Raw genomic sequence first — 19,781 nt, 5'->3', positions numbered from 1 at the left:
CTATCGATTTGGAAAAGCGTAAATCAAGATGGGTTATTTTGGTAGATAAAAGTAGTGAAACTAGGCGTCATGTTCCTGTGTTATTGCAGCCGGTTTTAGCCGGGCTCGCACCATTAGTTGGGGCAAGGGTGATTGATGGTACCTTTGGTGCCGGCGGTTATACGCGTGCCTTATTGAATGCAGGCGCAGATGTCATCGCTCTTGATCGCGATCCTTTTGCAATTCGCGAGGGGCAGCCACTCGTCGATGAATTTTTCCCACGCTTGCGTTTAGTGCAAACGGAGTTTTCACGATTAGATTGCGTCGTTGAAGGGAAAGTAGATGCGGTTATTCTCGATATTGGCGTTTCTTCGATGCAGCTTGATGAAGCTGAACGGGGGTTTTCATTTCAAAAAGATGGCCCGTTGGATATGCGAATGGCGCAAACTGGTTTCACAGCAGGCGACGTTGTTAATCACTTTAAAATAGATGATTTGGCGCGGATGTTTAGAAAATTAGGGGAAGAGCGTCACGCGGGTCGAATTGCGCGAATGATTGAAAAACGTCGCCGTGTCCGCCCTTTTTTGAGAACGAGCGATCTTGCTGACGCTATTGAGATTTTAGTAGGTCGTAAGCAGGGAGATCATATTCATCCTGCGACGCGCGTATTTCAAGCACTGCGTATTTATGTCAATGATGAGCTTGGTGAACTTGCGCGCGGCTTATTTGCGGCTGAGCGAGTTTTGAAAGCAGGCGGCCGTTTGGGAGTAGTTAGTTTCCATTCGCTTGAAGATCGTATGGTAAAAAGATTTTTTTCTGCACGTTCGGGTAAAGGAGGAGGATCACGCTATCTTCCTGAAATAGAATCTGTTCCAGCGACATTTGTCCCTTTGTTTAAAGGTGGAAAAATTGCAAATGAAGAAGAATTGCGGCAAAATCCTCGTGCACGTTCTGCAAGGCTGCGCGTTGGTGTACGTACCGAAAAAGAGGCCGTCGTGGCGGATATGAAATTGTTTGACTTGGCAGAAATTGCCAGTTTTGAAGGCAGTAAGAAATGGTAATGTTTCGCACATTAGATGTGATTTTAGTGGTGATCATGATCTGTATGGCAGGCCTTACTTATAAGGTGAAGTGTGATGTTCAAAAACAAATTGGTGAAGTTCACCGTATTGAGCGCGAAATTGCAGCCGAGAAAGATATGGTTAATTTGTTTTATGCTGAGTGGGCTGTGATGATAGAACCTTCACGCATGGAAAAACTGGCAAAACGTTATCAAAAAGAGCTTAATTTGGAGATGATACAGCCCCGCCAAGTTGTCGAACTGCGAGATATTCCATTAGGCTGGCATGATCAAATTGGAGAATTGATCAAACAAAACAGTTTTATAGCGGGTAAGATTTCTCCTCTTAATAATCATGTTTCTCATATTAATAGAGTTGTCCAAAGAGGCGCGCGGTGATGAAATTATCGTTTCCGTTTCCGCGAAAAAAAACACGTTTAAATAGTCAATCGAATTTTAAAAATTTTCCTATTCATCGCTCATATTCTGATCGCCCCCGCTTAATTTTTTCTTTATTATGTTTTCTCGTTCTTTACGGAATTATGGGATGGTGCCTTATTTCTTATGGGCTTGAAGATGGTCAAATTGAAGAAACGAAGGGACCAGTGGTGCCGCAATTGGCCACGCGGCCTGATATTGTCGATCGTAACGGGCGTTTATTGGCGACGGATATTAAAACTTACTCGCTTTTTGCTGAGCCGCGTCGCATTGTCGATGTGGATGAAACAATCGAACTGATTTCAACGGTTTTGCCGAAACTTAATTGGCAGGAAACTTATCGGCGTTTGAAAAGAAAGTCCGGTTTTTCTTGGATTCAGCGTGGGCTGAGCCCAACACAAAAAACAAAAATTATGGCACTTGGTATCCCAGGCGTCGGTTTTCGCACTGAAATACGCCGTTTTTACCCAGATGGTCCTGTGGCCTCTCATATTCTCGGCATGGTTAATGTTGATAACCAAGGCATAGCCGGCATAGAAAAATACATTGATGATACTGGCTTGAGTGTTCTTCGTGAAACCGGTCTTGTAAGTGAAACATCGTTAAAGCCGGTTCAACTTTCAATTGATGTGCGTATTCAGGCTATTGTACGCAGTGAACTCATGAAGGCGATGGAGCGTTATAAAGCAATAGCAGCGGGAGCTGTTATTTTAAACATCCGTACTGGTGAAGTTTTGGCTATGGCGTCTGTACCTGATTTTAATCCCGGAAACCCCGTCGATGCTCTAAAAAGTAACCGCCTTAACCGAATGACAGCTGGAACTTTTGAAATGGGATCGATCATTAAGAGTTTTACTACGGCGATGGCACTTAACTCAGGCATTTTTCATTTAAATAGTGTCATTGATGCTTCAAAACCAATTCAAGCTGGTCGTGGTTACTTTATCCACGATTTCCATGGAAAAAATCGCCCTTTAACATTAAAGGAAGTTTTTATTTACTCTTCTAATATTGGTTCTGCTCAAGAAGCTCTGGCAGTGGGGGTTGATCGACATCGCGATTTTTTGAAACGTCTTGGTTTACTTGATCGCATGACAATAGAACTACCCGAGGTTGCTCGCCCTATAGAGCCGCGCCATTGGCGGGATATTAATTCGATGACGATTTCTTTTGGGCACGGTATGGCAACAACGCCATTACAGACAGCGGCAGCGGCAGCTGCTTTAATGAATGGCGGCTGGTTAATAGGGCCTACATTTTTGATGCGCACTGAAGAACAAGCTCTGAAACACGCTAAACAGGTCGTGAAATCTCAAACCAGTCGAGACATGCGCTACCTTTATAAATTGAATAGTAGCATTGGTTCTGGGCGTAACGCAAGGGTGGAAGGTTATCGCGTCGGCGGAAAGACAGGAACAGCTGAAAAAGTTGAGAATGGAAAATATTCTACAACAAAAAATTTTAATAGTTTTCTTGCTGCTTTCCCTATTGATGATCCCTCTTATGTTGTCTTAACAATTATTGATGAACCTCAGCCTGAAGTTGGAAAACATTCGGCAACAGCAGCAATGAATGCTGGGCCAACACTGGCTAATATTATTCGCCGTTCGGCCAGTTTTCTCGGAATAAAGTCAGATTTTAAAAAAGAATATGAAGCAATTTCAGGAACGGGCGGCGATTTAAGGTTAGCTAAAACAACAGTAAAAAATTGATATAAAGGTGAGTAGCCGTGTTATTTGAAACATTATTTGCAGAATATACTAAGGATGAACGTCTTGCCTTAATTGAAATCACGGGAATAAGTGCGGATTCTCGGCAGATATCACCTGGCTATGTTTTTGTAGCTCTTCAAGGGAAACAAACGGATGGCAGAAAATATGTGTACGATGCTGTACGGCGTGGTGCGTGCGCAATTATTACAGATTGTGATTTTGTTTTTGAGAATTTACCTGTTCCGATTTTGCGTGTTTCTGATGTACGTCATAGCTTAGCTATAGCGGCTGCACGTTTTTATGGTTCTCAGCCCGAGACTGTAGTGGCCGTCACGGGTACGAGTGGTAAGACGTCAGTTGTATCTTTCCTTCGGCAAATTTGGGAATATGCTGGATTTTGTGCTGCCAGTGTAGGGACGGTGGGTGTTATTTCTCCCCAACGTAGTGATTACGGTTTTCTAACAACGCCTGATCCGGTGGTATTGCATCGTTTATTACATGAGATGGCCGATGAGGGTGTTACACATGCGGCACTCGAAGCTTCTTCGCACGGTCTTGATCAAAGTCGGCTCGATGGGGTGCATTTAGCAGCCGCTGCCTTCACTAATTTGGGACGTGATCATATGGATTATCACACGTGTGTGGAAGATTATTTGAGTGCTAAAATGAAATTATTTGATGCGCTTTTGCCGCGTGATGCGCCTGCTCTTATTTTTGCGGACGATATTTATTCGCAGAAGGTTATTGACCATGTCGCGCAGGCACGCCGCCAAGTGTTGACCGTCGGGCGTAAGGGGCAGTTTATCACAATTAATCGTGTTGAGCATCAACGTTCAAAACAGCGCGTTGAGTGCCGTATGGGAAACGATATTTATACATTTGATCTGCCTTTAGCAGGAGATTTTCAAATAGCTAATGCACTTATTTCTGCGGGTTTAGCAGTTGTGACGGGTATATCTTCGGATAAAGTGTTTCATTCTCTTGAAAAATTACAAGGGGCACCAGGTCGGTTAGAGTTGGTCGGAAAGACAGTAGATAACGCGCCTATTTATGTAGATTATGCTCATAAGCCAGAAGCTTTAGAGCAGGTATTGCTCTCCGTCCGCCCTTTTACACCAAAACGTTTAATTCTTGTTTTTGGATGTGGCGGTGACCGTGATAAAGGCAAGAGGCCTTTGATGGGGAAAATTGCGAAAAATAAGGCTGACATCGTTATTATAACCGATGATAATCCCCGCACTGAAATACCAGCGAAAATTCGGCAAGATATTTTACAAGCAGTACCGGAAGCAATAGAAATAGCAGATCGTGGCGAGGCCATTCGTCACGCAGTAGGTTTACTTAAAGCTGGGGATACATTAATTGTTGCTGGAAAAGGTCACGAAAATGGCCAAATTATAGGACGGGAGACGTATCCTTTTTCAGATCGTTTAAAAATAATCGCTGCTTTGAAGGAATACGATAAATGAAGGCTTTATGGGGTAAAGAAGAACTCCTCGCTGCAATTAATGGTTTCGCGATTGGGCACTTACCGGAAACTTTTTCCGGGGTTTCTATTGATAGTCGAACTCTCGTAGAAGGCGATATTTTTTTCTGTATTAAAGGTGCTCATCTCGATGGTCATGATTTCGCTGCACGAGCTTATGAGCGGGGAGCTGGGGTTCTTATTATTGCGCAAGATCGTTTAGCCACAATGAAAAAATTATCAGCTCCATTATTCGTTGTTGCTGACGTTTTACGAGCATTAGAAGAACTCGGGAAAGCAGCACGCAAACGTTCAAAAGCTAAGATTATAGCTATAACAGGTTCTGTTGGAAAAACGACAACAAAAGAAGCTCTTAAACAAGCACTTGGAGTTATTGGGAAAGTTCACGCTAACCTTGATTCTTTAAACAATTGTTGGGGTGTTCCTCTGACTTTGGCGCGAATGCCTGCTGACAGTGATTACGCTATATTTGAAATTGGTATGAACCATAAAGGCGAAATTCGTCCTCTGGTGAAGTTAATTCGCCCGCACGTAGCCTTGATCACTCAGATTGCTACAGGGCATATAGGTTTTTTCAAAAATCTCGAAGAAATCGCGGATGCAAAAGCCGAAATTTTCGAAGGATTGGACGATGAGGGTGTCGTTCTTTTAAATGCAGATAGCGATTTTTTTTCTTATTTAGTTCAAAAAGCAAAACAGTGCGGTGTAAAAAAGATTCTGAGTTTTGGTGAATTGGACCATGCTGATTACCAAGCGAAGGAGATTTGCCTTTTAGCGAATTATTCTCGTGTGAGTGTTTGTATTTCTGGTCAAAGTCAAGGTATGATGATTAAAATTGGCGCTCCCGGTCGACATATTGTGCAAAATAGTTTGGGTGTTATTGCAGCGTGTGATGCGATAGGTGCCGATTTATTTCGTGTTGCGCTCCCTTTGAGCCACTTTTCTCTTCAAAAAGGCCGTGGTGCCCGTTATCGGCTATCTTTACCTAGTGGTGGCGAATTTCATTTAATAGATGAAAGTTATAATGCTAATCCTGCTTCTATGCGGGCAGCCCTCAGTCTTCTTGCTATGGGGCAGGTAGGCTCATGTGGTCGGCGAATTGCTATTTTGGGTGATATGCTTGAATTAGGAGCTCACAGCGAAAAATTTCATCGCGACCTTGCTGAACCAATCCGTGCTTCAGGCGCTAACCCAGTTTTTTTAGTCGGTGAGGAAATGAAGCCTTTAGCCGCCGATCTTTCCCCGCACGTCAAGATTCATTATGCTGAACATATAGAAAAAATCCTCCCTCTCGTTTGCACCGAAATTTCAGATGGAGATCTCGTTATGATCAAGTCATCTCACAGCGTTCGTTCATCGCATATTGTGGCTACTCTCCTTGATCAGTATAAAGTGATCCCTTTATAATTTTAACAAGGTTTTTGCGTTATGATGCTGTTTCTTTCTTTCCTGAGTGATTGGTTTCCAGGTGTCAATGTTTTTCGTTATATCACTTTCCGTACGGTGTCGGCTATACTGACGTCGGGTTTGATTGTTTTTTTATTTAGTCCTAGTATTATTTCTTTTCTCAAAGTACGGCAGGGCAAAGGGCAGCCAATTCGGGCTGACGGCCCTCAGACTCATTTCAAAAAGGCTGGAACACCCACTATGGGTGGATTGGTTATTTTAGTCGGCGTTGTGGTATCTGCGCTTTTGTGGTGTAATTTATCGAATATTTATTTTTGGGTATCATTACTGGTCATGCTGTTTTTCGGGGGGATCGGATTTTATGATGATTATCTCAAGGTAACAAAGCAAACAGATAAAGGTTTTTCTGGCAAAGCGCGGTTAGGCTTAGAGTTTTTAGTTGCGGCGGGCGCTTCTTTTATCTTTTTACAAACTGGGTCGCCAGGATTATCTTTGCCCTTTGTGAAGGAATATTTTATCGAGTTAGGTTGGTTTTTCATCCCCTTTACGGCCTGCGTTATTGTAGGAACAGGTAATGCAGTTAATTTGACTGATGGTCTTGATGGACTTGCTATTGTTCCTGTGATGGTTGCCGCCTCGTCTTTTGCATTGATTGCTTATCTCGTTGGTAATATGAATTTTGCTAATTATTTACAAATCCATTATGTGCAAGGGGTAGGTGAATTGACTGTTTTGCTAGGAGCAGTTGTTGGTGCAGGGCTCGGCTTTTTGTGGTTTAATGCACCTCCGGCCGCTATCTTCATGGGCGACACCGGTTCGCTAGCTCTTGGGGGACTATTAGGTGTTGTTTCTGTAGCGACAAAGCATGAAATTGTTTTGATTGTTATTGGCGGCCTTTTTGTTTTGGAAGCGCTATCTGTCGTCATTCAGGTGGGCCACTTCAAATTGACGAAAAGGCGTATATTCCTTATGGCTCCGATCCATCATCATTTTGAAAAAAAAGGCTGGACTGAAAGCCAGATCGTGATACGCTTTTGGATTATCTCGATTGTTTTGGCGTTGATTGGTCTTTCAACGCTTAAGCTAAGGTAAAGTCGTGATTTCTGTTGAATGTTATAAAGGTCAAAAAGTTGCCTTACTGGGACTAGGGCGGTCGGGGTTGGCTACGGCACAGGCGCTCATTGCTGGTGGAGCAGAAGTGGTTGCGTGGGATGATAATCTTTCTTGCGTAGAAGCTGCTCGTGAGAAAAATATTCCAACGAAAAATCTCTATTATGAGGATTGGTCAGAATTTATTGCGTTGGTTCTAGCACCTGGAGTGCCTTTAACTCATCCTAAGCCTCATTGGGCAGTTAGTAGGGCACAGCAGGCGGGCGTAGAAATTGTCGGCGATGTTGAACTATTTGTTCGTGCACGAAATCATTTTTTACAGCAGCATGGTTTTTGCGATCAAGATGTTCCATTCATTGCCATTACAGGTACGAATGGCAAATCAACGACGACAACTTTGCTCGTCCATCTTTTAGAGCAGACAGGTTATGATGTACAAATGGGGGGGAATATAGGGACTCCCATATTAACGCTAAAGCCGTTTGTAGAGAAGCGCATTTATGTCATTGAATGTTCGTCATTTCAAATTGATTTAACGCCGTCTCTTCGACCAACAGTGGGCCTTTTATTAAATTTGACACCTGATCATATTGATCGTCATGGTAGTTTTGCCTATTACGCGCAAGTCAAGGGGCGTTTAGTTTCTAAAGCTTTTCACGCATTGATTTCAATTAATGACGCGGTTTGTGGAGCTCTATATCAACGGCTTGTGAATGAAGGCCACCAAGTAGAAGCAATTTCTGAGGGGCATGTTATCGAAAATGGTTTTTATGCGGAAGGAACAAAACTCTTCTCTGTCCGTCACGGGCGGCGTTATATGCTCGCAGATCTTGCTGATATGGATTCACTGCGTGGCAGCCATAACGTGCAGAACGCTCTCATGGCTTTAGCGACATTGCAAGTGCTAAAAATAAGTGATCTGGATATAGAGAAACATTTAGCAAGTTATGTAGGGCTTGCGCATCGTATGCAACGGGTTTGCAAAATCGGATCAGTTTTATTTATTAATGATAGTAAAGCTACTAATGCAGAGGCGTCGGCTTTCGCACTTTCTACTTTTGATGATATTTTTTGGATCGTTGGAGGGCAAGCGAAAGAAGGTGGAATTAATATCCTTAAAAGATTTTTTAGTAAAATTCGTAAAGCTTATTTAATTGGTGCTTCCGCGGAAAAATTCTCTCACGTTATTGGTTCTGCCTTTCCTTTTTCTGTGAGTTTAACACTGGAAAATGCGGTGCGTGAAGCAGCCGTTGATGCGGCTTATGATGCTACAAAAGAATCCGTTGTTTTATTTTCACCAGCCTGTGCAAGTTACGATCAATTTAGAAATTATGAAGAGCGTGGAGAGGCCTTCATTTCTTTCGTTACACAGTTAGAGAAGTGAGGGGCGTAAAAAATATTCTACGTTAACGATCCAGAATCCTTTTGAGCGTAAATCTATTCGGAATATGCGTTAAAAAGACGTAGGAAAGGCGGTATCGCTTTTGACAGGATTATGGAAGGGATTAAGTGAAGATGGCGCTCACTCGTGCGGATCGCGATCCAATTGCTAATTGGTGGTGGACGATCGATCGTTCTATCTTTTCTGCTTGTTTGATCCTAATGGGGATCGGCGTTATGTTGTCTTTTGCGGCGAGTCCTACTGTTGCAAAAAAAATTGGGATTATCGATAATTTTTATTTTGTTCGTTGGCATCTCATTTTTAGTGTTTTTGCACTCTTCGTTATGATTACTATCTCCTTTTTTTCTCCCCGTAATATCCGCCGTTTATGCGCTCTTTTGTTGGCTATGGCGCTCATTCTCATGGTTATAACTTTACTGTTTGGCTTTGAAGTAAAAGGAGCGCAGCGTTGGATTTCTGTATTTGGTGTTTCCGTACAAGCTTCGGAATTCATGAAACCAGCTTTCGTGATTATGTCTGCTTGGCTTTTTTCAGACCAAATGCAACAGTACGGTATTTTTAGGTATCTATTGGCGATCATAGTTTACGCTATCTGTTGCGTACTTCTTGTTTTACAGCCTGATATTGGTCAAACACTTTTGATTAGCGCGACGTGGGGCAGTCTATTTTTTGTGGCAGGTGTGTCTCTGACCGTTGTTTTTTTATTTCTTTTTTTAGGTATTTCAGGAGGCTTTTCGGCTTATTTGTTTGTTCACCATGTACGCCAACGTATTAATAGTTTTTTGACAGGCGAAGGTGATACATTTCAGGCAGACGCGGGGCGCGAAGCTATTTTAAATGGTGGATGGTTTGGTCAAGGGCCAGGTGAAGGTACTATTAAACGTATTATCCCCGATAGCCACACAGATTTTGTATTTTCTGTTGCAGCGGAAGAATATGGCGTCATCTTCTGTTTATTGATTATGGCACTTTTTGGTTTTATCGTCGTACGCTCGCTTTATATAGCGTTAAATACACGCGATTCATTTACGCGTCTTAGCATTACAGGTATAGCGATGATGATTGGTTTTCAATCAGCCATTAATATGGCGGTTAATCTCCATTTGCTGCCTCCAAAAGGAATGACATTACCGTTTATTTCTTATGGTGGCTCATCTATGATGGCAGTTGCGATTTCGATGGGCATTTTGCTTAGTTTAACACGTCGCCGACCAGAGGCGCGACTTTCGGATTTTTTGCCACCTATCGTTTCAGGCTCTATATTATGACGCAGAAAAAAGTTATTGTTTTGGTTGCGGGTGGTACAGGCGGGCATCTTTTTCCCGCGGAAGCACTTTCTGTTGAGTTAAGGCAGCGTGGGTATGATGTTCATTTAGCAACAGATGAAAGAGCTAGGCGTTTTGTACGCCATTTTGATGAAAAGCATATTCATATTATTTCGTCAGCGACATCGGTGCGACGTTGTCCTTTTGCGTTCATAAAAGCGTTTTGGTCTTTGCTGAAGGGGAGCACGCAATCATGGATGCTTTTTCGCAAGTTACGTCCTGTCCTTATTGGCGGATTTGGCGGTTATCCGACTTTCCCACCGCTTTTGGTTGCTATCTTAACGAGGCGTTTGACATTTATTCATGAGCAAAATGCTGTGATGGGTCGCGCAAATAGAATGTTGGCTGTTGGAGTACGCATGATAGCGGGTGGTTTATTAGCGGATGACAGTGTTTACGCCCGTAAAATGCTTCTTACAGGTAATCCTGTTCGTGAAGCCGTCCTCAAAGCAGCGGAAATTTGTTATTCTCCGTCTCTTGGTGAAGATCCGTTTTATTTTTTGGTTTTTGGCGGGAGTCAAGGGGCTTCTTTTTTTTCACAAATTGTTCCCGAAGCAATCGCTTTACTTGATAATAACGTGCGTAAGCGCCTGCGTATCATCCAGCAAGTTCGCAGTGAAACTAAAAATTTAGTAAAAATTTATAACGATATGGGAGTGCAGGCAGAGATTGCATCTTTTTTCGACAATATGGCAGAACATATCGCTCGCTCTCACTTTATTTTAGCGCGCTCTGGTGCTTCAACTGTTTGTGAAATAGCGGTGATTGGCCGGCCGGCTTTATTTATCCCGTATCCACACGCTTTAGATCACGATCAGGCGGCGAACGCAGCTACGCTCGCTGCTATGGGAGGAGCTCAAATCGTAGCAGAAAAAGATTTGAATGGGCAAATGCTCGCTTTTCTCTTAGCAAAAGCCTGTCGCGAACCACATTTATTAGAAAAACAAGCACTTGCTGCAAAAAAGGCTGGGCAACCTCGTGCAACCACCCTTCTTGCAGATGCAGTTGAAGCGTTGATTGCAGGGCGGTCGGTATTAAATATTAAAAGGGAGTATTTTGATGAAAATGCCGCTTAATATAGGACTTATTCATTTTGTAGGAATTGGTGGTATCGGTATGAGCGGGATTGCCGAGGTCCTTCATAACCTCGGTTATAAAATTCAAGGGTCTGATCAAGCTAATAATGCAAATATCGAACGCTTACGGGATAAGGGGATTAATATCTATGTAGGTCATAAGGCTGAAAATTTAGGAGCGGCAGAAGTTGTTGTTATTTCTACTGCTATTAAAAAAACAAATTCTGAATATATCGCTGCCAAGAAGAGGCACTTACCAATTGTTAAGCGTGCGGAAATGTTGGCTGAGTTGATGCGCTTTCGCCAAACGATTGCTGTTGGCGGTACGCATGGCAAGACGACTACTACATCTATGGTAGCGGCGCTTCTTGATGCAGGTCACTTTGATCCGACAGTAATTAACGGCGGCATCATCAATACATACGGAACCAATGCGCGTATGGGTAGCGGAAATTGGATGGTAGTTGAAGCCGATGAAAGTGATGGTACATTTTTAAAATTGCCCGCTGATATCGCTATTGTTACCAATATTGATTCTGAGCATTTAGATCATTATGGTAATTTTGATACCTTGTGTGGAGCTTTTCGAAAATTTGTGGAGAATGTACCTTTTTACGGCTTTTCCGTTATGTGTGTTGATCACCCAGAGGTTCAGGCATTAGCTGATCGCATTGATGACCGTTGGGTGGTTACTTATGGCGCAAATCCACGGGCTGATGTCCGTTTCCTTAATCTTTCGATAGAGGGTCGAAAAATGCATTTTGATGTCCTTATTTGCTCGCGAAAAACAGGTACGAAGGTTGAACTTAAAAATTTAGTTTTGCCGATGCTAGGACAACATAATGTTTCTAACGCTACCGCGGCGATCGCTGTTGCTCACGAGCTCGGTATTTCAAATGAATCTATTCGGAAAGGGTTAGCGGAATTTGGTGGAGTAAAGCGCCGTTTTACTCAGACAGGGAGTTGGCGTGGTATCGAAATATTTGATGATTATGGGCATCATCCGGTTGAAATAAAGGCCGTTTTGCACTCTGCTCGAGAAAGTGCGAAAGGGCGGGTTATTGCTATTGTGCAACCTCATCGTTTTTCTCGTTTACGTGATTTATTTGACGATTTTGTTTGTTGTTTTAACGATGCTGATACAGTGATGATTGCACCAGTTTACGCAGCTGGTGAAGGGCCTATAGCTGGCTTTAATTCTAAAGAATTGGTGAAACATATTCAAATGACAAACCATAGTGATGTTCATCTGATTAATTCTCTAGAAGACGTAGTTTCGTTTGTAGCGGCGTCTGCAAAGGCCGGTGATTATTTAGTTTTTTTCGGTGCCGGCAGTATTACACAGTGGGCTTATGCTTTACCTAATCAGCTAGCGATATTTGATAAAAATGATGAATTTTCAGCTAATTGATGGTGGGGCGCTATTGGCGCAATTACAGCCGGTCTTAAGCGGTATAAAGGGAAAATTAACCCCCAATGTTGATATGCGTAAGGTGACGTGGTTTCGCACTGGCGGGTTAGCTGAGCTTTTTTATCAGCCTTCTGATGAGGCTGATTTAGCTTTATTTTTTCAAGTTTTGCCCAAATCCGTTCCTGTAACGATTGTGGGAATTGGTTCTAATCTTTTAGTGCGCGATGGGGGTATCCCTGGTGTTGTCGTTCGTCTTTCTGCAAAGGGTTTTGGGCAATTGCAGCAAATTTCTCCAAGGCGCTTTCTGGTCGGTGCCGCTACGGCGGGTAAGCATTTAGCGTTAGCAGCTTTAGAGGCTGAGATTTTTGGTTTTCATTTTTATTATGGTATTCCTGGTGGGATCGGCGGAGCGCTGAAAATGAATGCTGGTGCGAACGGTTTTGAAACGGCGGCGCGCGTCGTTGAGGTTTACGCACTTGACCGTGGAGGGCAGCGTCATACCTTGAAGCCAGAGGATATGCATTATTCTTATCGTCATTGTGATATTCCTGAAGGATTTGTCTTTATCTCTGCTTTGTTGGAAGGAGAAGTAGGAAAGAGGGGAGATATCCGCACAGCTATGAACGAAGTGGCTCTCCATCGGGAGACGGTGCAGCCTGTTCGTGAAAAAACGGGGGGATCAACTTTCCGCAACCCCGATGGAACGTCCGCGTGGCGTGTTATTGACGAAGCGGGGTGCCGTGGTCTACGGATCGGCGGCGCTCAAATGAGCGATATGCATTGTAATTTTATGATTAATACAGGTCAAGCTACAGGCTATGATCTTGAGAAATTAGGTGAAACAGTACGTGCGCGTGTTTTTGCTCATTCAGCTCATCTCTTACAGTGGGAGATACAACGTATCGGCCAATTTGAACGAGATCGCACGGTCTTTCCTTTTGATTAATTTTGTTTCTTTAATTTTGGTAATTTAAAAAATTGAGTCATTTCAAAGAGATAAGAAAAAAATCTATTAAAAATCAATAAATTAACAGAGAAACTCTTGCTTCATGCTTCTGATTCTGATTCATTAGGAGAAAATGCTAGATTGTTGATTCGCAATGATAAATCTAGCTTTTTCTATATGTGGTATCGGTTTCTGTTATGGATTCTATATCTAGATTATAAAAAGGTGAGTTGTTATGAGAGATAAGCATATAGCCGTGTTGATGGGAGGGTTTTCCGCTGAGCGGTCCATAAGCTTATCTTCGGGTGCAGCTTGTTCTGACGCTCTTGAAGAACAGGGATATCATGTAGTTCGTATAGATGTTGACGGTCATATTGCTTCTGTGCTTGAACAATTGCGGCCGGGTGTCGCTTTTAACGCGTTGCACGGGCCATTTGGTGAAGATGGTTTTATCCAGGGTATTCTTGAATATTTAAAAATTCCCTACACTCATTCTGGGGTAGCAGCATCGGCATTGGCGATGGATAAAGGGCGTGCAAAGATTATAGCTGCCAGTGCTGGCGTCCCTGTAGCTCCTTCTCGTGTGATGAGCCGCTTTGCTATAGGGCGAGAATATGGGCATCCGATGAAGCCACCTTACGTTATTAAACCTGTACGTGAAGGGTCTAGCTTTGGTGTGATGATTGTGGAGGAAGGGGAGGATTTTCCGCCGTGTGATATCGTAAGTACTGAGTGGATTTATGGTGATGAGGTAATTATTGAAAAATATATCCCTGGGCGCGAACTTAGTTGTGCTGTTTTAGGTGATGAGGCTTTGGATGTTTGCGAAATTTTGCTTGATAAACCTCTTCAGTTTTTTGACTATGATTCAAAATATAAGCCTGGTGGCTCGGTTCACATTTGTCCTGCGCAGCTTTCATTAAATATTTACCAAAATGTGCAAAGAATGTCTTTGGTGGCACATAAGGCTATAGGGTGTCGGGGTGTTAGCCGTTCTGATTTTCGTTTTAATGAGGAAACAGGGGAATTAGTTTGGCTCGAAATTAATACTCAGCCTGGTATGACGCGAACTTCCCTTGTCCCTGATATTGCAAGAGCAGGGGGTCGTACTTATAGCGATGTTATTAAATGGGTAATGGAGGACGCATCGTGCATGCGTTAAATGTTAGTAAAATGAGTGTTTCTGTGGTGCTGTCAGCGCCGGTTTTGCCTCGTCTTTACCGCCGCTGCCTCCGGTTTATACCCCAGTTTATGTTCAGAGATCGTTACGCTTTCCGTTGTTTTGGTTCTTTCGCAGTTTTGTTTTTTTTCTTTCTTTCTGGTCTTTATGGTCTTTTATCGAGCGGTCGTGTGGGTAGCATCATGAAAGACGCTGCATCGAGTGTTGGTTTTATGGTTGCCAACATTGAGGTAAATGGCGGTAAGCGCTTGGCAGAAAAGGATATTTTGAAAATTTTGGGGCTTGATGCTCGTTCATCAATTATTAATTTTGATGTGGATGAAGCGCGTTCCGTTTTGGAACAACAGGCCTGGATTCAGTCGGCTGATGTTCAAAAAATTTACCCTAATAGGGTGCGCATTTCTGTGGTGGAACGCGAGCCGTATGCAATTTGGCAGCACGATGGCGTGATGGATATTATTGATGGTACAGGGCGCGTGATTGTACCATTTCAGGCAGGTCTAGTTCAGAATTTGCCGCTTGTGGTCGGCCAAGGTGCGCAGGATGCTGCTAAATTATTTATTCAGTCGCTTTCAGTGTGTCCGCAATTTCGCGATCATATCCGCTCTTATGTGCGTGTAGGTGATCGGCGTTGGGACGTTATTTTGGATAATGGAATGCGTATTATGTTGCCCGAAAAAGGTGCTGTTGAAAGGCTTATTTTTCTCACCAAAACGGGTGTGCTAGAAGATCTTTTTTCGCGCGATATTTTAAGTATTGATTTGCGTCTTTCTGACCGGATCACTGTCGCTTTATCAGATGAAATGTTGGAGCGTTATCACGAAGCTGTGAGAGGAGAAGAACGGGCCTTGAAGGCGCTGAAGGCAGGGGGAGTGTAATGTTGTTGGGTTCGCATCACGGAGGAGGGCGGAAAACGCGTTTTTTAACAGTTCTCGATGTGGGCTCTAGTAAAGTTGTCTGCTTTATTGCTTGCTTACGCCCTTTGGAACGCGCGCAGTGTTTACATGGCCGCACGCATTCGATGGAAATTTTGGGGTTTGGTGTGCAACGTTCACGTGGCGTTAAATCCGGTATTGTGACAGATATGCTTGCAGCAGAAAAGTCTATACGTTTGGCTGTTGATGCAGCAGAGAAAATGGCTGGTTTAATAGTGGATTCGGTGATTGTAAATTTTTCTTCAAGTCGGTTAAAAAGCGCTCTTGTCAGTGGGATAGCGCGTTTGGGGGGACGTGAAGTGACTGCGCGCGATATGCGGACAGCATTAGCAGATGTTTCACGGAAGGCTTTTGATACTGAGCGCCATATTATGCATTCAGTTCCTATATCTTATTCTTTAGATGGAGATAAAGGAATCTTTGATCCCGTCGGGATGATGGGTGGATCACTTGGTATGGATGTGCATGTTGTAACAGCAGAAATGGCTCCTTTACGTAATTTAGAAGCTTGCATTAATCGTGCTCATTTAAGTGTTGAGGCAATGGTAGCGACGCCTTTTGCCAGCGGTCTTTCAGTTTTAATGAGCGATGAAGCGCGTCTGGGGGCAGCGTGTATTGATTTTGGCGGAGGGACAACGACATTTTCAGTGTTTTATGAAGGAAAATTTGTTCATGCTGATGCGCTTGCAGTCGGGGGGCGCCACATAACCCTTGATGTCGCGCGCGGGCTTTCTATGTCTGTTGAAGAAGCGGAGCGTTTAAAAGTTATCTATGGCTCGACATTTTTAGCGAGTGCTGATGATCGGCGTATGATCAATGTGGTGGAAATTGGGGGTGAGCGTCGCGAAGCTCAATATCCACGCGCTGTTTTGGGTCGTATTGTTCGTGCGCGTGTTGAAGAAATATTAGAGATGATACGTGATTGTTTGAGCCGTTCTGGTTTTGGTCACGTCATTGGTAAACGTGTCGTTTTGACCGGGGGAGCAAGCCAGTTAACAGGTTTGCCGGAGGTGGCACGTAGTATATTGGGGAGAGATGTTCGTATGGGGCGGCCTTTGGGCATTTCTAAGCTTCCCTCTCTTGCAAAGGGGGCGGCGTTTTCGTCTGCTGCTGGACTGTTAATTTACCCACAATTAGCGGGTTTTGAAGAAAGAACAATTCAGGTTGCGGTAAATAGTTTGTTGACAGGCACGGGTGGGTATTTTCAGCGTGTTAGTCAGTGGTTGCGTGAGAGTTTTTAGGTAAATTTATTTGAAAAAGCTAATTTTCATCGCTTCGGCTCGCGGTGTCTTATGAAAAGGAAAAGAAAATGACGATTAATCTGCACCGGCCAGATATTGCGGAATTGAAACCACGCATTACCGTCTTTGGTGTTGGCGGTGGTGGTGGAAATGCCGTAAATAACATGATACATGCTGGTCTCCAAGGAGTTGATTTTGTTGTTGCTAATACAGATGCACAGGCTTTGGCTATGTCAAAAGCTGAGCGTTTGATCCAACTTGGTGCAGCAGTTACAGAAGGTCTGGGCGCTGGTGCTTTACCAGAAGTCGGACAGGCAGCTGCAGATGAATGTATTGATGAGATTATTGATCATCTCGCCGATTCTCATATGGTTTTTATTACGGCAGGTATGGGGGGCGGTACCGGAACTGGGGCTGCGCCTGTTGTTGCTCGTGCAGCTCGTGAGAAAGGTATTTTGACTGTTGGCGTCGTAACGAAACCTTTTCAATTTGAAGGCGCGCGCCGTATGAAGACAGCAGAGGCTGGTATAGAAGAATTACAAAAGTCTGTTGATACATTAATTGTTATTCCTAACCAGAATCTTTTTCGCATTGCGAACGAAAAGACAACATTCGCTGACGCTTTTGCTATGGCGGACCAGGTACTTTATTCCGGTGTTGCCTCTATTACGGATTTAATGATTAAAGAGGGATTGATTAATCTTGACTTTGCGGATGTTCGTTCCGTTATGCATGAAATGGGTCGTGCGATGATGGGTACGGGCGAGGCATCTGGTGAAGGGCGCGCTTTGGCCGCTGCTGAGGCTGCTATTGCGAATCCGTTATTAGACGAAACTTCTATGAGCGGAGCTCGTGGTCTTTTGATTTCGATTACTGGCGGTCGCGATATGACTTTGTTTGAAGTGGACGAAGCTGCTAATCGCATTCGCGAAGAAGTTGATATCGACGCGAATGTTATCTTTGGTGCTATCGATGACGAGTCACTTGAGGGTGTTATCCGTGTCTCTGTTGTTGCGACGGGTATTGACCGTGTCGTTGATGATACAGCTCAGCTTTCTAACCCTAAATTTCAGCGGCCCGTGGCTTCGATTCGCAAAAATGACGCTGGAACGACCCAAGTTTCTTCTCATATTCAATCAGCGTCATCGCGCTCTGAAACAATGGTAGAGGTAGCGGAAGTACCTGAAGTAAACGTAAGTCAGCCAATTGAGGAGCAATTTCGCCCCAAAAGTCAGATTTTTTCACAGAACGCAGATGTAATTTCCGGACGAAATATAAGCCCGACTCTTTACGGGCATAGTGTAGCTCATGGGCAGATATCGGGTGTATTAGGCGCATCAGCCGCGCCGCGTATGCAGATTGGCCGCGTTTCTCAACAGCCTGCTGCTACAGCGATCAGTGTAGGGGCAACAGTGCGTGCTTTCGACGAAGTGGCTGAGGTTGCAGAACGGAAGGAAAAACAAACGCAACCCCCCTCAGCGCCGGCGCGGCTGCCTGAATTAAAGGATTTTTCTTCCGTTGCTCACGACCAGGATAGAGGTTTTTTTGCTTCTGATCAAGGACCGCGTAATCTTTGGCAGCGTTTGAAACAAAGCTTAACATACCGTGAAGAAACTGAACTAGAGGCCCGGCTAGAGCCTGCTGTAAAGCCTTTACAGCATGGAGAGGAGTCCCAGATTTCTGATAAAAATTCCCCAGAATCTTTTCCTGATTCTGCCGTTTATGTTCCGCATCGCTCTACTGATTCGCGAGCACAGGCACCGCAGGATCAGCGCACTTTTGTGGATGAAGAAGATCAACTGGAGATACCGGCATTTTTACGCCGTCAGTCACATTAACAGACGGAAAAACCGGGAAAAAATAAAATTTTTGTGTCTTTTTTATGATATAAAAATGGTTTTTATTGGAGTGAAATCTGTTGAGTTTGTGTAAAAGTTTCTATATCCTCCTCGTGAACCCGCTTATGATAAGCGGGTTTATTATTACTTATACGGATATCTTTTCATTATTTTGCTGGCCTTTTGGAAGGTCCTCAAAGAAAATTGATGAAGTGATGTTATGAAATCTTTGCAAAAATATCAGCTGACTCTTAAAAATATGATTACATTCGAGGGACGTGGTGTCCATAGTGGGCGCTCATCTGTCGTAAAGATTTGTCCAGCTGATGCTGAATGTGGTATTATTTTTAAGCGTTGCGGGGCAAATGGAAAAGAAAAAATATTTCGGGCACATGCATCGCAAACAGGAACTACTGAATTATCAACGGTGCTTGGAAATGGAGAAGTAAGAGTTGAAACAATTGAGCATTTGATGGCAGCAATTGCTGCTTATGATTTGGATAATCTTGTCATTGAGGTATCAAGCAATGAGGTTCCTATTTTAGACGGTGCTTCGTGGCAGTATTGTCAGAGATTTGAGGAAGTTGGCACTGTTCAGCAGGCGGCGTTGCGTTCTTATTTCGTTATTAAAAAACCAGTGCGCGTTGAAACTGCTTACGGCTTTGCAGAATTTTTACCGTTTAATGGACGCCATTTTGATGTTTCGATTTCTTTTTCTTCGTCTGTTATTGGGGAACAACAATTAAGCTTTGAACTTACTTCAGAGGGATTTCGTGATCATTTATCACGTGCGCGTACCTTTGGTTTTGTAAAAGACGTAGAAAAATTGTGGATTTCTGGAAAAGGGTTAGGTTCTTCTTTAGAAAATTCCCTTATCATCGGTCTTGACGACCAAATCATTAATTCGGGTGGTCTTTATTTTGAAGATGAATTTGTTCGGCATAAAGTGCTTGACGCGATCGGTGATACTGCTCTGCTTGGCGCGCCTTTTATTGGGTTATTTCGTTCATATCGCAGTGGACACGCTCTTAATTCGCGGTTGGTCAAAGCGGTTTTAGCGGATGAATCTTGCTACGAAAAGAGTAATTTGTAGGTGAAGTGCAAGGCGACTTGAAAATTTCTCCTTGGTTTGATTGATTGCAAGCCTATAAATCAGTTAGCGGGGGTATAGCAATATAGTATAAGGCCTTTTAGTAAACGGCTTTTGCTACAAAATGACATTCTCTGGAGGCCAG

General features: G+C 43.5%; 16 protein-coding genes. All 16 read left to right on the top strand.

Annotated elements, in window-relative coordinates; translation table 11 throughout:
• Positions 1 to 38 precede the first annotated feature (38 nt).
• The 16 genes from rsmH to lpxC all read left to right on the top strand — a co-directional run bounded on the left by rsmH (position 39) and on the right by lpxC (position 19,639).
• Complete coding sequence (gene rsmH, locus BANH1_RS04520; protein ID WP_051039116.1) at positions 39 to 1,040, top strand: 16S rRNA (cytosine(1402)-N(4))-methyltransferase RsmH; 1,002 nt, start codon at positions 39 to 41, stop codon at positions 1,038 to 1,040.
• Positions 1,034 to 1,438 carry a cell division protein FtsL gene (ftsL, locus tag BANH1_RS04515; protein ID WP_015398230.1) on the top strand — a complete coding sequence of 135 codons (405 nt, stop codon included), beginning with the start codon at positions 1,034 to 1,036 and terminating at the stop codon, positions 1,436 to 1,438. The genes rsmH and ftsL overlap by 7 nt, the downstream gene beginning before the upstream one ends.
• Positions 1,438 to 3,189 (top strand): peptidoglycan D,D-transpeptidase FtsI family protein, encoded by a 1,752-nt coding sequence (locus BANH1_RS04510; protein ID WP_015398229.1) that lies wholly within the window; start codon positions 1,438 to 1,440, stop codon positions 3,187 to 3,189. Before ftsL ends, BANH1_RS04510 begins: the two co-directional genes overlap by 1 nt.
• Before the next feature lie 17 nt (positions 3,190 to 3,206).
• Positions 3,207 to 4,658, top strand: coding sequence for a UDP-N-acetylmuramoyl-L-alanyl-D-glutamate--2,6-diaminopimelate ligase (locus tag BANH1_RS04505; RefSeq protein WP_015398228.1), 1,452 nt, complete (start codon positions 3,207 to 3,209; stop codon positions 4,656 to 4,658).
• The gene (locus BANH1_RS04500) at positions 4,655 to 6,082 is read left to right on the top strand and encodes a UDP-N-acetylmuramoylalanyl-D-glutamyl-2,6-diaminopimelate--D-alanyl-D-alanine ligase (RefSeq protein WP_015398227.1); all 1,428 of its coding nucleotides are present in this window, start codon (positions 4,655 to 4,657) and stop codon (positions 6,080 to 6,082) included. The genes BANH1_RS04505 and BANH1_RS04500 overlap by 4 nt, the downstream gene beginning before the upstream one ends.
• Positions 6,083 to 6,103: 21 nt before the next feature.
• Positions 6,104 to 7,174 (top strand): phospho-N-acetylmuramoyl-pentapeptide-transferase, encoded by a 1,071-nt coding sequence (gene mraY / locus BANH1_RS04495; RefSeq protein WP_015398226.1) that lies wholly within the window; start codon positions 6,104 to 6,106, stop codon positions 7,172 to 7,174.
• A 4-nt stretch (positions 7,175 to 7,178) separates the two neighbouring features.
• Complete coding sequence (murD, locus tag BANH1_RS04490; RefSeq protein WP_015398225.1) at positions 7,179 to 8,576, top strand: UDP-N-acetylmuramoyl-L-alanine--D-glutamate ligase; 1,398 nt, start codon at positions 7,179 to 7,181, stop codon at positions 8,574 to 8,576.
• A gap of 131 nt (positions 8,577 to 8,707) precedes the next feature.
• Entirely contained in the window at positions 8,708 to 9,862 is a 1,155-nt protein-coding gene (locus tag BANH1_RS04485) for an FtsW/RodA/SpoVE family cell cycle protein (RefSeq protein WP_015398224.1), read from the top strand.
• On the top strand, positions 9,859 to 10,995 hold the full coding sequence (locus BANH1_RS04480) for a UDP-N-acetylglucosamine--N-acetylmuramyl-(pentapeptide) pyrophosphoryl-undecaprenol N-acetylglucosamine transferase (protein WP_015398223.1): 1,137 nt from the start codon (positions 9,859 to 9,861) through the stop codon (positions 10,993 to 10,995). The genes BANH1_RS04485 and BANH1_RS04480 overlap by 4 nt, the downstream gene beginning before the upstream one ends.
• Positions 10,979 to 12,406 carry a UDP-N-acetylmuramate--L-alanine ligase gene (gene murC, locus BANH1_RS04475; protein ID WP_015398222.1) on the top strand — a complete coding sequence of 476 codons (1,428 nt, stop codon included), beginning with the start codon at positions 10,979 to 10,981 and terminating at the stop codon, positions 12,404 to 12,406. The genes BANH1_RS04480 and murC overlap by 17 nt, the downstream gene beginning before the upstream one ends.
• Entirely contained in the window at positions 12,384 to 13,352 is a 969-nt protein-coding gene (murB, locus tag BANH1_RS04470; protein WP_041583010.1) for a UDP-N-acetylmuramate dehydrogenase, read from the top strand. Before murC ends, murB begins: the two co-directional genes overlap by 23 nt.
• Before the next feature lie 235 nt (positions 13,353 to 13,587).
• Positions 13,588 to 14,514 carry a D-alanine--D-alanine ligase gene (locus tag BANH1_RS04465; RefSeq protein ID WP_015398220.1) on the top strand — a complete coding sequence of 309 codons (927 nt, stop codon included), beginning with the start codon at positions 13,588 to 13,590 and terminating at the stop codon, positions 14,512 to 14,514.
• Complete coding sequence (locus BANH1_RS04460; RefSeq protein WP_015398219.1) at positions 14,502 to 15,410, top strand: cell division protein FtsQ/DivIB; 909 nt, start codon at positions 14,502 to 14,504, stop codon at positions 15,408 to 15,410. The genes BANH1_RS04465 and BANH1_RS04460 overlap by 13 nt, the downstream gene beginning before the upstream one ends.
• On the top strand, positions 15,410 to 16,708 hold the full coding sequence (gene ftsA / locus BANH1_RS04455) for a cell division protein FtsA (RefSeq protein WP_015398218.1): 1,299 nt from the start codon (positions 15,410 to 15,412) through the stop codon (positions 16,706 to 16,708). Before BANH1_RS04460 ends, ftsA begins: the two co-directional genes overlap by 1 nt.
• Positions 16,709 to 16,776: 68 nt before the next feature.
• On the top strand, positions 16,777 to 18,546 hold the full coding sequence (gene ftsZ, locus BANH1_RS04450; protein WP_015398217.1) for a cell division protein FtsZ: 1,770 nt from the start codon (positions 16,777 to 16,779) through the stop codon (positions 18,544 to 18,546).
• Between the two features lie 220 nt (positions 18,547 to 18,766).
• Positions 18,767 to 19,639: a UDP-3-O-acyl-N-acetylglucosamine deacetylase gene (gene lpxC, locus BANH1_RS04445; protein ID WP_015398216.1), complete on the top strand. Its 873-nt coding sequence runs from the start codon at positions 18,767 to 18,769 to the stop codon at positions 19,637 to 19,639.
• Positions 19,640 to 19,781: the final 142 nt, after the last annotated feature.

It is taken from the genome of Bartonella australis AUST/NH1 (genome assembly GCF_000341355.1).
Lineage (GTDB): Bacteria > Pseudomonadota > Alphaproteobacteria > Rhizobiales > Rhizobiaceae > Bartonella > Bartonella australis.
Note: the sequence above shows the minus strand (reverse complement) of the source record. Positions and strands in the feature narration are given on the sequence as shown.

Excerpts from the sequence above, each read along its gene's own strand:
- BANH1_RS04465 (WP_015398220.1), top strand. The coding sequence starts at position 13,588 with ATGAGAGATAAGCATATAGCCGTGTTGATGGGAGGGTTTTCCGCTGAG.
- BANH1_RS04500 (WP_015398227.1), top strand. The coding sequence starts at position 4,655 with ATGAAGGCTTTATGGGGTAAAGAAGAACTCCTCGCTGCAATTAATGGT.
- ftsA (WP_015398218.1), top strand. The coding sequence starts at position 15,410 with ATGTTGTTGGGTTCGCATCACGGAGGAGGGCGGAAAACGCGTTTTTTA.
- BANH1_RS04485 (WP_015398224.1), top strand. The coding sequence starts at position 8,708 with ATGGCGCTCACTCGTGCGGATCGCGATCCAATTGCTAATTGGTGGTGG.
- BANH1_RS04510 (WP_015398229.1), top strand. The coding sequence starts at position 1,438 with ATGAAATTATCGTTTCCGTTTCCGCGAAAAAAAACACGTTTAAATAGT.
- lpxC (WP_015398216.1), top strand. The coding sequence starts at position 18,767 with ATGAAATCTTTGCAAAAATATCAGCTGACTCTTAAAAATATGATTACA.
- murB (WP_041583010.1), top strand. The coding sequence starts at position 12,384 with ATGATGAATTTTCAGCTAATTGATGGTGGGGCGCTATTGGCGCAATTA.
- BANH1_RS04480 (WP_015398223.1), top strand. The coding sequence starts at position 9,859 with ATGACGCAGAAAAAAGTTATTGTTTTGGTTGCGGGTGGTACAGGCGGG.
- mraY (WP_015398226.1), top strand. The coding sequence starts at position 6,104 with ATGATGCTGTTTCTTTCTTTCCTGAGTGATTGGTTTCCAGGTGTCAAT.
- ftsZ (WP_015398217.1), top strand. The coding sequence starts at position 16,777 with ATGACGATTAATCTGCACCGGCCAGATATTGCGGAATTGAAACCACGC.
- murC (WP_015398222.1), top strand. The coding sequence starts at position 10,979 with ATGAAAATGCCGCTTAATATAGGACTTATTCATTTTGTAGGAATTGGT.
- ftsL (WP_015398230.1), top strand. The coding sequence starts at position 1,034 with ATGGTAATGTTTCGCACATTAGATGTGATTTTAGTGGTGATCATGATC.